The organism is Rhodococcus sp. 14-2470-1a, from assembly GCF_002259425.1.
Lineage (GTDB): Bacteria > Actinomycetota > Actinomycetes > Mycobacteriales > Mycobacteriaceae > Rhodococcoides > Rhodococcoides fascians_E.
Genome location: NZ_NPFZ01000002.1, coordinates 1 through 11355, shown reverse-complemented (window position 1 = coordinate 11355; position 11355 = coordinate 1). Strand labels below are relative to the sequence as shown.

At 64.8% G+C, this 11355-nt stretch carries 13 protein-coding genes; 10 read left to right on the top strand and 3 right to left on the bottom strand.

From position 1 onward, the window contains the following. Positions 1-219: 219 nt before the first annotated feature. A complete protein-coding gene (locus CH292_RS28765; RefSeq protein ID WP_179277884.1) occupies positions 220-543 on the top strand; it encodes a hypothetical protein in 324 nt (107 codons plus the stop codon). A gap of 161 nt (positions 544-704) precedes the next feature. Here CH292_RS28765 and CH292_RS01185 read toward each other — a convergent pair whose 3' ends face one another. Beyond that, a complete protein-coding gene (locus CH292_RS01185) occupies positions 705-995 on the bottom strand; it encodes a hypothetical protein (protein ID WP_256977835.1) in 291 nt (96 codons plus the stop codon). A 189-nt stretch (positions 996-1184) separates the two neighbouring features. Here CH292_RS01185 and CH292_RS01180 point away from each other — a divergent pair, with 189 nt between their 5' ends. The 9 genes from CH292_RS01180 to yhjD all read left to right on the top strand — a co-directional run bounded on the left by CH292_RS01180 (position 1185) and on the right by yhjD (position 9337). Next, the gene (locus CH292_RS01180; RefSeq protein WP_020113409.1) at positions 1185-1865 is read left to right on the top strand and encodes a response regulator transcription factor; all 681 of its coding nucleotides are present in this window, start codon (positions 1185-1187) and stop codon (positions 1863-1865) included. After that, positions 1862-2848 carry a HAMP domain-containing sensor histidine kinase gene (locus tag CH292_RS01175; protein ID WP_094653829.1) on the top strand — a complete coding sequence of 329 codons (987 nt, stop codon included), beginning with the start codon at positions 1862-1864 and terminating at the stop codon, positions 2846-2848. The genes CH292_RS01180 and CH292_RS01175 overlap by 4 nt, the downstream gene beginning before the upstream one ends. A 100-nt stretch (positions 2849-2948) precedes the next feature. Beyond that, positions 2949-4448 (top strand): DUF4153 domain-containing protein, encoded by a 1500-nt coding sequence (locus CH292_RS01170; protein ID WP_256977833.1) that lies wholly within the window; start codon positions 2949-2951, stop codon positions 4446-4448. A 56-nt stretch (positions 4449-4504) separates the two neighbouring features. Then, positions 4505-4795 (top strand): DUF6412 domain-containing protein, encoded by a 291-nt coding sequence (locus CH292_RS01165; RefSeq protein WP_230594203.1) that lies wholly within the window; start codon positions 4505-4507, stop codon positions 4793-4795. A 73-nt stretch (positions 4796-4868) separates the two neighbouring features. Then, on the top strand, positions 4869-5138 hold the full coding sequence (locus CH292_RS01160) for a DUF6412 domain-containing protein (RefSeq protein WP_020113406.1): 270 nt from the start codon (positions 4869-4871) through the stop codon (positions 5136-5138). 236 nt (positions 5139-5374) lie between these two features. Then, positions 5375-6322, top strand: a complete 948-nt coding sequence (gene yidC / locus CH292_RS01155; protein WP_037181933.1) for a membrane protein insertase YidC — start codon at positions 5375-5377, stop codon at positions 6320-6322. 39 nt (positions 6323-6361) lie between these two features. Next, positions 6362-7168 carry an exodeoxyribonuclease III gene (locus CH292_RS01150; protein ID WP_094653830.1) on the top strand — a complete coding sequence of 269 codons (807 nt, stop codon included), beginning with the start codon at positions 6362-6364 and terminating at the stop codon, positions 7166-7168. 45 nt (positions 7169-7213) lie between these two features. Continuing rightward, the gene (gene trpS, locus CH292_RS01145) at positions 7214-8254 is read left to right on the top strand and encodes a tryptophan--tRNA ligase (protein WP_094653827.1); all 1041 of its coding nucleotides are present in this window, start codon (positions 7214-7216) and stop codon (positions 8252-8254) included. Positions 8255-8311: 57 nt separating this feature from the next. Next, positions 8312-9337 carry an inner membrane protein YhjD gene (yhjD, locus tag CH292_RS01140; RefSeq protein WP_019667977.1) on the top strand — a complete coding sequence of 342 codons (1026 nt, stop codon included), beginning with the start codon at positions 8312-8314 and terminating at the stop codon, positions 9335-9337. A gap of 2 nt (positions 9338-9339) precedes the next feature. Here yhjD and CH292_RS01135 read toward each other — a convergent pair whose 3' ends face one another. Both CH292_RS01135 and CH292_RS01130 read right to left on the bottom strand, forming a co-directional pair. Then, positions 9340-10635 (bottom strand): D-alanyl-D-alanine carboxypeptidase family protein, encoded by a 1296-nt coding sequence (locus tag CH292_RS01135; protein ID WP_019667976.1) that lies wholly within the window; start codon positions 10633-10635, stop codon positions 9340-9342. Positions 10636-10700: 65 nt separating this feature from the next. Further along, positions 10701-11159 (bottom strand): MepB family protein, encoded by a 459-nt coding sequence (locus tag CH292_RS01130; RefSeq protein ID WP_094653826.1) that lies wholly within the window; start codon positions 11157-11159, stop codon positions 10701-10703. Between the last annotated feature and the right edge of the window lie 196 nt (positions 11160-11355).

Below are 11355 nucleotides of genomic sequence, written 5' to 3'. Positions count from 1 at the left end.
AACACCCCGAGGAACGCGCTCGCAGCAGCAGCAGCGATCGAGGCAATGACTTTGGTACGCATGAGGAAACTCCTTGCAAGAGTGAGTAGTACAGAGAATGGCCGTGTATCGATCCGCCGACAGACATGCGTCTGTCGGGCTCCCCGTCACACTCGCAAGGTCACCGATCTGTCCAACTCCCATAACGTCCACGGCGGCGCACGTTCGAGCGTGCAGTCAGTGCATCCGACGATCCGGTTCACCGACGTCGGCACCAGGTCGACGGCAGTGCTCAGCGCCGGGACCGTCAGCGCGGGCCACGACGCCGGCGTGCCCACACACGGATGCATCATCTGGTGTGCAGACGGGCAGTCGTGTTCCCCGGCCATCACCGGAATCGACACCGAGTCGTCCATGCGGGACGGTGCTGCGATCGAGGCATGGCCGCCGCTCATCGACCGAGACATCGAGGACATCGACATCGAGGAGACGGAATGCATCAGCAGCACACCGAACACCACCGTTGCAATCAGCAAGCCAGTCACCGAGGCGGTGCCCCGGTGACTGTGCCCGATCTCTGAATGCATGCCTTCGACCGTAGCAGGCATACCCCCTAAGGGTAGCGCCCGAACCGGGTGATCGCTTTACCTCCGCTACTGTCAGACGGAGGCATGATCTTGGGCAGATGCGACTGCATCCAGCAATCTGTGCACACGACTTCTGAACTAATGCAGCTCACTTCTGAAACTGACATCGGTGACGCCGACGGGGATCACGCCGAGTGCGAGGAGGGTGTCCTGCTCGGTGTAACCGACGGAGACGACGCGTTGCGGTTCCGATTCCACCGTCGTCTCGCCGAAGGCGTGGTCGACGGTCACCGGAAACGCCCCGCTCGACTCGGAACCGCTGGTGGGAGTGCTCGCCGTGTCGTCGGACGAACTCGAGCATGCGGACAGCAGGAGCGCGGCAGCTGCCGCGGCGGCGGCCCACCGAAGCAGTCGCGTGGATTCGACCATGAAGGTGCCTTTCGAGGGGGTGACGTGGCTCGAGTTCTGTCGGGCCTCGCTCAGATCCGTAAGGGTAGCCGACCCTTATGTGACGGAATCAGGCCGTGTCCCGCGACGCCCGCGCGGCCCGACGGATCTTCACTGAACCTCCACATTTCCCGACGGACTCCTCCACGTCCGGGCTCTAGGGTCGACATCATGAACCGCACAGTGCTGGTCGTCGACGACGAACCCACGATCTCCGACGCGTTGGCCGCACGACTCCGCGGCGAAGGTTTCGGCGTGGTGACGGCGCACGACGGACCGTCGGCGGTCGAGGTCTGTGCCCGCGAGAAGCCGGACGTCGTGGTTCTCGACGTCATGCTGCCGGGCTTCGACGGCCTGGAGGTGTGCCGACGGATCCAGGCGGACCGTCCGATTCCGGTGCTGATGCTGACCGCGAAGTCGGACGAGACCGACATGCTCGTCGGACTCGGCGTCGGCGCCGACGACTATCTCTCCAAGCCGTTCAGTATGCGCGAGGTCGTCGCGCGGGTGCACGCACTCCTTCGTCGCGCCGAACGCACCGCCGCGGCATCGACTGCGACGGCGGCGATGACGCTCGGCGCGTTTCGAATCGACCACGATGCGCGACGAGTGAGCGGACCCGACGGTGAAATTCACCTCACCCGAACCGAATTCGACATCCTTGCATTCCTGTCGGCTCGACCCGGCGCTGCGGTCGCCCGCGACACCCTCCTCGCCGAACTGTGGGGTTGGGAGGATTCTGCCAGCAGTCGGACCGTGGACAGTCATGTGAAGGCGTTGCGCCGCAAGCTCGGCGGCACGCTGATCCGTACCGTTCACGGCGTCGGGTACGCGCTGGAGACTCCACGATGAGGGCTCCGATCCCGCTTGTCCGGTTGCCGCGACCGCTGGACTCGCTGACGTCGTTCAAACTCAAGGTCGCTCTGATCGTGGGGATCGTTCTGCTGTTGGCAAGCGTGACGTTCTGGATCGGTGCGAGCTGGCAGTTCCGCTACACGCTGCTGGCCGCGCTCGTGGTGTCCATCGCAGCAACGCAATTGGTGGCGCACGGTATGACTTCACCGCTGCGAGAGATGACGGCCGCGGCCCGCGCAATGGCACGAGGGGACTATTCGACGCGGGTGCGCGCGAGCTCGCGTGACGAGGTCGGCCAACTCGCCGAGGCCTTCAATACGATGTCCGCTGATCTCGAAGCAGCCGACACGTACCGGCGTGAGCTCATCGGAAACGTCTCCCACGAACTCAAGACGCCGATCGCGGCACTTCGTGCGGTGCTGGAAAACATGGTCGACGGCGTGACCGAGCCCGATCCTGCCACGCTGAACGTCGCGCTGCGTCAGACGGAGAAGCTCGGTGACCTGGTGACCGAGTTGCTGGATCTGTCTCGGCTCGAAGGGGGAGTGCTCCCACTGCGGCCGGAACGATTCGGTGTGCACGACTTCCTCGGCGCGGTGGCGTCGGAGTACGGGCGTGTGCGCGTCGTGGTGACGCCGCACCAGCTGCAGATGTCCGCCGACCGGTCACGAGTGCAGCAGATCGTGACGAACCTGCTGAGCAATGCAGTCGAGCATTCCCCTCCGGGCTCGGCCGTCACAGTGTCCGCGATGCCTGCACCGGAAGGGGTCAGGATCGAGGTGTCCGACGACGGTCCGGGAATCTCGCCCTCCGAACGTTTTTCGGTCTTCGACAGGTTCACCAGAGGTGGTGCCACAGGCGGCGGAACCGGACTCGGTCTGGCGATCGCCCGGTGGGCGACCGAACTGCACGGCGGGACGATAGAAGTCCTGGACAGATCACCCGGGTGCCACATCCGGGTGTGCCTTCCACAGAACTGAACCCTGCCCGGTCCCACACGAGAACCACTTTCACTCACGGCGCACGCACAGGCGTGTCGTCGCTCCAAGTCCTGCCCAGAACAACTGTGAGGTAGAGGAAATGAACGCAATCACTACACCGAAGTCCACCTCCACCGGGCCGGCTCCGGTGCTTCCGCCGAGCAACCGGTCATCGCGTCGATGGTCACCGTGGGCCCCGCAAGTGTGGCCGGTGCTCCGCCACGCATCGGCGCCGCGAAAGGCTTTGATCGCCGCGATGTCCGCAGGTGCGGTGGGGGCATCGGTACTCGGAGGACAGGGCGTCGGATACTCCATCACCACGGCCGTCATCGTCGCCGCAGTCGCCTTCGCACTGCGGGAAAGGCCCACCCCGTGGCAGCTCGCCGGCGCGAGCGGAGTGCTTCTGCTGGGATCGGTCGCGACCGTCCGCGCAGCGGAATGGCTGGTGGCACTGTGCACATGGACGTCGATAGTCGTTGCTGCGGCGGTACTCTCCGGCTCATGGACCTGGCGAGGTCTCGGGCTGGGGGCCTTGGCTCCGCTGTTTCTGCCGGTCCGCACGTGGAGATGGGCGTCCACCGGTGCGCGGCGGCTGGACACCGACCGTGCCCACCCGCGCCGACTGGCCGCGGTCTTCGCATCGACGGTGATGCTGGTGATCGTGTTCGGCGCGCTGTTCGCTGCAGCCGATCCGACGTTCGGGAAGATCGTCGACGCGGCGACTCCCGACTGGGATCTCGGTGGCACCGTGACACGCATCCTCGTGTTCACCTTCGTCGGCGCAGCGACACTGGGTGCGGCGTATCTGGCGGTCAATCGACCGCACTTCGATCTGCTCGCGCGGCCGTCGAAGTCGTCGGTGTCACTCTGGGAGTGGATGGTGCCCGTCGCGGCTCTCGTCGGAGTGTTCGCCCTGTTCGTGGCCGTTCAGACGACAACACTGTTCGGCGGTCAGAGCCACGTGCGCACGACGGACGGCCTCACCAACGCCGAGTACGCCCGTCAAGGGTTCTGGCAGTTGCTGGCGGTGACGGCCCTGACTCTTCTGGTACTGGCCACCGTTGTTCGCACAGCGCCGCGAGGCACTCGTACCCAGCGGACGTATCTGAGGGTTGTTCTCGGCTTGCTGTGCGTCCTCGCCCTCGTGGTGGTGGCCTCGGCCTTGCATCGCATGTCCCTGTACGAGCGTCAATACGGGTACACGACGCTTCGTCTGTTCGTCACGGTCGTCGAGGTTCTGCTGGGAGCGGTGTGCGTGCTCGTCATGGTCGCCGGAATCGGTATGACAGGGAAATGGCTGCCGCGAGCTGTCGGGGTCGCTGTCGTCGGCGCGGTTCTTTCCCTCGCTGCGCTGAATCCGGACGCGTACGTCGCCCGGCACAGCGTCGAGCGGTTCGAGGACACCGGCAAGATCGACACGCGGTATCTCCGAAGCCTCTCGGCGGATGCGGCACCGGAGCTCGACCGCCTGCCCGAGCCCTATCGCAGTTGCGTGCTCTCCGACGTCACGGCAACGGTGAAGTGGACGGAATGGAACCTTGCCGAGGATCGAGCTGCAGCACTCGACGGGCGTGGTCCCGGAGGCGCGAACTGCGCGTGATCGGATGGACGCGATACGCTGGCCACCGGCGAAGCGAACGGAAGGGGTGGACGGCAATGCGATACCTGAGCGCAGTCTCGGCATACCTCGTCCTGCTCCTGATGCTCGCCACCCTTCCCGACACCGCCGTGACCACAGTTGCCTTCGGGCTGGTCGTCACCGCAGTGGCCGTGGCGCTCGCGTCGTCGGCGGCAAGGCGAATCGTGCTCGACGCCCTGTTCGGCGTCGCACACGGACCACGGGGAGAAGAACGCAGGCGCCGCGGGTCGTTCCGCCGTCAGCAACGGCCCGACGAAGCGGGCCGCCCCATGCCCAGAGCCCCGGGCGCACCGGTGGGGGCACACTGAGCGACGCTCGCGTCCGCGGCTCTGCCCCCGAACCCTTTCTGCCGAAAGAAGTTCGTTCACCCGGGGAGTTCTCGTGCGCACAATCTTCGTTTCACTCGTCGTCACCGTACTGCTGCTGCTGGCAGTCCTCGACGACCCGTCGACGGTCGGCGGACTACTGCTCGGGATCGCTGCGGCAACACTCGCCGCTCTCGGTGCGGTCGACGCGACAGTCGGACTGGACCGAACCCGGGTGCCGGGTCCACCAGCGGAAGAGCGACGTCTGCGCGGACGATTCCGTCGCCAACACCGCCCTGATGCACCCGGGCGCCCCATGCCGAGAGCACCCGGATCGATGACCTGACCGTTCCCGCAGGCTCCACTCCCGTCCCCTACCCGGGTCGTTCCTGCAGGCTCCACTCCCGTCCCCTACCCGGGTCGTTCCTGCAGGCTCCACTCCCGACCCCTACCCGGGTCGTTCCTGCAGGCTCCACTCCCGTCCCCTACCCGGGTCGTTCCTGCAGGCTCCACTCCCGTAGGCGAGTCTTGCCGGGATCGGTCGTGACGTTCATCGACCGACTCCCTCGAAGAGGTGCTCTCATGCTCGATTTCATCTACTACCCCGTGTCCGGAATCCTCTGGGTCTGGCACACTGTGTTCGGCTCGGTCCTCGGACCGGACAACGGGATCACCTGGGCTTTGTCCGTGATGTTCCTGGTGTTCACCCTCCGGCTCGTGCTCTACAAACCCTTCGTGAGCCAGGTGCGGACCCAGCTCACGATGAAGAAACTGCAACCGGAGATCAAGGCGTTGCAGAAGAAGTACATCGGTGACCGCGCGCGGCAGGCCGCCGAGATGCAGAAGCTGCAGAAAGCGCACGGATTCAATCCGCTGCTCGGCTGCCTACCCGTGTTGGTGCAAGCCCCGGTGTTCATCGGGCTGTTGCACGTGCTCCGCTCCTTCAACCGAACCGGCACCGGTATCGGGCAACTGGGAATGTCGCCGGAGGAGAACGCGAACACCGCGAACTACTTCTTCAGCGCAACAGACGTCCAATCATTCCTGGAAGCACGGCTTTTCGGTGCACCGATCTCCGCCGCGATGAACAGCGGGGCGGCGACACTGGAGGCGTTCGCGCCGTTCGGCGGTGTACCGACAGTGATCGGCATCGCGATGGTGGCGGTACCGCTGATGGTGCTGGCCGGCATCGCGACGCACTTCAACTCTCGTGCGTCGATCGCTCGACAGGACGACGCTGCGCGCGCCAATCCGCAGACGGCGCTGATGAACCGTCTGGCGCTGTGGGTGTTTCCCGCGGGCGTGCTGCTCGGCGGTCCATTTCTGCCGATTGCCGTGCTGCTCTACTGGGTCAGCAACAACCTCTGGACCTATGTTCAGCAGCATGTGGTCTACCGACGCATCGACTCCCTCGCTGCCGCAGTCAGCGACGCGGACGACGGGACGACGCAGGCCGACGCCACGGTGGCCGCGCCGTCGAAGCCCCGGCCCGGTGTCAAGCCCGGAGGCCGTAAACGTCGACGCCGATAGATTCCAGGTCTGTCGGTGGTCTCGGCTACGGTGCCCTACGTGACTATCACCGTGTCCACAGTCAACGTAAACGGAGTACGCGCAGCAGCCAGGAAAGGCATGTTGCCGTGGCTCGAGACCACCGACGCGGACGTGATCTGTCTGCAGGAAACCCGCGCGAACGACGGCGAACTCACCAAGGCGCTCGCCCCCGCACTCGACGCAGGCTGGCACCTGGCCTCCGCCGAACCGTCGGCGAAGGGGCGCAACGGTGTGGCGATCCTGTCCCGCACGGCGCCCGATGCCATCCGGGTCGGCATCGGCGCGAAGGAGTTCTCCGATTCCGGACGCTACATCGAGGCCGATTTCGGTGATGTGTCCGTCGCGAGCCTTTACCTGCCGTCCGGCGAGGTCGGTACCGAACGCCAAGAGGAGAAGGAACGCTTCATGGCGGCGTTCGCCAAATACCTCGCCGCATCCGCGAAAGCAGCGAAGTCCGCGGATCGAGACGTGGTCGTGTGCGGAGACTGGAACATCGCCCACACCGAGGCCGACCTGAAGGCGTGGAAGACCAATCGGAAGAACTCCGGATTCCTGCCGGAAGAGCGCGCATGGGTCTCCGCTCTGCTGACGGAGAAGGCGCCGTGGACCGACGTCGTGCGCTCTCTGCACCCGGATGTCGAAGGACCGTACAGCTGGTGGTCCTACCGGGGGAAGGCGTTCGACAACGACGCGGGTTGGCGTATCGACTACCAGCTGGCAACGGCGTCGCTCGCAGAGCGAGCCAAAGAGGCCGTCACCGAACGTGCCGAGGCCTACGACCAACGGTGGTCCGATCACGCGCCCGTCACCGTCCGGTACCGGTAACACCTGAGAAGAATCGCCTTGCTCGGGCGTGAAAAGATTACGAGCATGTCTTCTCCTTCGCCCACCGACGCACCACAGGGCCCGCGTCAGCGAGTTCTGTCCGGGATCCAGCCGACCGGGGATTCGTTCCACCTCGGCAACTATCTCGGTGCGGTGCGTCAGTGGGTGGCGTTGCAGGAAGACTACGACGCGTTCTACTTCATCCCGGACCTGCACGCCATCACCGTTCCCCAGGACCCCAAGGCGCTGCGCAACCGCACTCGCATCGCCGCGGCGCAGCTGCTGGCGGTGGGAATCGACCCGAAGCGCTCCACTCTGTTCGTGCAGAGCCAGGTTCCCGAACACGCGCAGCTCGCGTGGGTCCTCAACTGCATCACCGGATTCGGTGAAGCAGGGCGAATGACACAGTTCAAGGACAAGTCGGCGAAACAGGGGCGTGACCAGACCACTGTCGGGCTGTTCACCTACCCCGTTCTCCAGGCTGCCGACATTCTGCTGTATCGCCCCAATCTCGTTCCCGTCGGCGAGGATCAGCGTCAGCACCTCGAGTTGACCCGTGATCTCGCGCAGCGTTTCAACACTCGCTTCAAGAAGACGTTCGTCGTGCCGGACGCGCACATCATCAAGGGCACGGCAAAGATCTTCGATCTGCAGGAGCCGACCTCCAAGATGAGCAAGTCCGGATCCAACCCGGCGGGCATCGTGAACCTTCTCGACGACCCCAAGGTGACGGCGAAGAAACTCCGATCCGCGGTCACGGACAACGATCGTGACATTGCGTTCGATCCCGAGAACAAGCCGGGCGTCAGCAACCTGCTCGTCATCCAGTCCGCCCTCTCGGACCGGTCGATCGAGGACCTCGTGTCCGGGTACGAGGGAAAAGGCTACGGCGACCTCAAATCCGACACGGCCGATGTGCTGACCGAGTTCGTGACGCCGCTTAAGGCGAGCGTCGACGGGTATATGTCCGATGTTGCCGAATTGGACCGCATCCTTGCCGACGGCGCGGATCGGGCCAGGGAAGTAGCGTCGCGCACGTTGGCGCAGGTGTACGACCGGGTGGGGTTCTTGGCTCCGCTCTCCTGACTGACGCTTTCTCTGACAGGCTGGGGGGACTGACAGCGAGGGCCCGACTCCAAGAGGGTGATTGTCGTTCCTGACTTCGCAGCAACTCTGCAAGACCGTCGTGACAAATGGCCGTGGTTCGATCACACGGTCCGCGCAGCAACTCGATACCAGGCTCAGAAGGGCGACTACTACGCGGCGGGCATGACCTACTTCAGCGTCCTCGCGCTGTTCCCGTTGCTGATGGTCGCGTTCGCAGCTGCCGGGTTCATCCTGGTCGGTCAGCCGGAGTGGCTCGATCAGATCCGTGACCAGATTGCGCAGAACGTTCCGGGAAGCTTCGGCGAGACCATCAATTCGTTGATCGACACCGCCGTCGAGTCCAGAACGAGCGTCGGCATCATCGGTCTGCTCGGTGCGCTCTACGCAGGTCTGGGGTGGATTGCCAATCTGCGCGAGGCGCTGACGGCGATGTGGGAGTTCGTACACGAGCCGGGAAGTTTTCTCGCGACCAAGCTGAAGGATTTCGCGGCACTCGTCGGCCTCGGGTTGGCGCTCGCGCTCTCGCTCGGCCTGTCGGCGTTGAACGGCGGATCCGTCATGCGCAGTCTGCTGGAACTGGCGAATCTCGACCAGGCTCCCGGCGTCGGGATTCTGTTACGAGTCGTGTCGGTGCTGTTGGCGCTGGCCGCGACCTGGGCGGTGATGACGTGGGTCATCTCGAGGCTGCCGAGAGAGCCCGTCCCGTTCCGCAGCGCGGTCAAGGGCGGCTTGATCGCAGCCGTCGGCTTCGAGATATTCAAGCAGATCGCCGCGATCTATCTCGCGTCGGTCACCAACGGTCCCGCCGGAGTCGTCTTCGGCCCCATCATCGGTCTCCTCGTGTTCGTGTTCACGACATCGCGATTCATCCTGTTCGCCACGGCATTTGCGGCGACGACCCGAGAAAGCATGGCGCTGGCCTACGTCCCTCCGCCGGAGCCGGCCGTCATCAACACGCGGGTGGAGGTCAACGAGGGCCCGACCCTCGGCGGCGGAATTGCGCTCGTGGGCGCCGGCGCGCTGGCCGCCGTCGGGCTCGGGTTCTTGAACCGGAGACGCTGACCTCAGCGACGCCGGTGGAGTTGCCGAGCCCACAGCAGGAGCCCGATCACCACCAACCCGCCGACGACGGCGACGCCGATTCGTATCGCAGTGTCACCACCCGCCTCGAGGGACGTCTCCCGTTCGCCTGCCGTGCTCGGAGTGTCCGGCGGAGATGCCAGAGTCGGCGCGGCCGTGCGTGTGCTTGTGACGCCTCCCACCGACTCCGGCGGCACCAGCGTTCCCACACTCGTGCCCGGTGGTAGCGCGAAGCCGTAGTCGAGCAGCCTGGCTGCTTGCTCCCACGGACGAATCGGCAGCACGTCGCCCTTCATGATGGTGACCGCGAGGCGTCTGCCGTTCTTGTCGGCGCCTCCGACGAACGTCTGACGTGCGTCGTCGGTGTATCCGGTTTTGCCGCCCACGGCGCCGTCGTAGTTGTACAGAAGCTGATTGTCGTTCGACAGGGTGAATCCTGGACGGTCGACGTCGTCGGGGATGTTCGGATCCTTGGGGAAGCCCGGAAACTGAACGGTCTCGGTGGAAATCAACTGAGCGAACGTGGGGTTCTCCATCGCCGCACGGAAGAACAACGCGAGATCGTATGCAGAACTGGACATTCCAGGACCGTCGAGACCGGACGGCGTCGCCGTGCGTGTGTCGAGCGCGCCCAGAGACCGTGCCTTGGCGTTCATCTTGGCGACAGTGGCGTCGTCGCCGCCCATCTGAGAGGCCAACGCGTGCGCAGCGTCGTTCCCCGACGCCATCACCAGGCCCTGCATCAATTGAAAGTTGCTGTACACGCCGCCCTTGCCGATGCCGACGGCGCTGCCCTCGGCATTCGCGTCCTCGGCTGTGGCGACGACGGTGGTGTTCAGGTCGAGCTCGTCGAGGGCGACCAACGCCAGCAGGATCTTGATCGTGCTTGCCGGGCGGTACCGGCCGTGCGGATCCTTCGCAGCGATGACGTCACCCGAGTCCAGATCCGACAGAACCCAACCCGTCGCAGAGATGTCCTCGGGGAGGGCGGGTGCACCGTCCGGCACCACCACGCCGCAGTAACCGAGTTGCTCACCGCCCACGGCGTCGGCGGGAACCGGGAGTGGCGTGGGCGCGCTCTCGCCGGGCTTCGGCACCTCGGACAGATCGATGGCTGGCGGTGGCGACGTCGCCTGCGGGCAGTCGTCGGTGTTCGGCGTCGAGAACGGGGTCGAAGTCCCGGCGGGAGGGTCGGGTTCCTGCGCAGCAGCCGGGCCGGCTGCCACGAACAGGACCGCAGCTGCGGCCAGTGCCGCTGCAGTTCGCGAAATCGTTTTCATCGCGAACAACCTTAGGTCTCGGTGTGAGCGACGCGGGCACGACTCACCGGACCGTCGATGGGCAGTCAGATCTGGTCGGACAGGTCGGAGAAGTAGTTGAGCTGCCAGGTCTGCGCGGCCACGCCGGACCTGTTGTTCGGTTCGTCCCATTCGGGGTAGACCCGAAAACCGCGCTTGCCCTCGGTGGTCCCCACCGTGAGCACGCCGTGCTCGGACAGTGCGTGCTTGGGGAACTCGAAGTAGCCGTACGATTTCGGCGTCCACGTGACAACGATCAGACGATCGAAGTCGTCACGTACATCGAAGGGCTCGATCTGATCGCCGGTCGCGCGCTTCCAGAACGTCACGAACTGGCCGACCTTCTTGGGTGTGGTCCGAGCAACGCGGAAGTGAACGGAAAGACCGTCGATCGTCAGGTGATGAGCTCCGTATTCGGAACCTTCGGTTTCGGCGACAACATTGTCCAGTACGGCTCCTCGCGCATCGAGGACAAGGGACTTCAGCTGCTGTAGTTGTGCGTTCACTGGTACCAGTTTGCTATATCGACGGCAGATACGAAAAACGTCGTGAGTGGAAATGTAGGTGCTCTCTGGTCGCTCCGCGGGCTCCGCTCCTGACTCAGGGCCTACATTTCCACTCACGTGGGGTCTAGTTGTTTTCGGGGAATCCCGGAGACGCGGAGCGGATCTAGCTGTTTTCGGGGAATCCGAGGTTGATGCC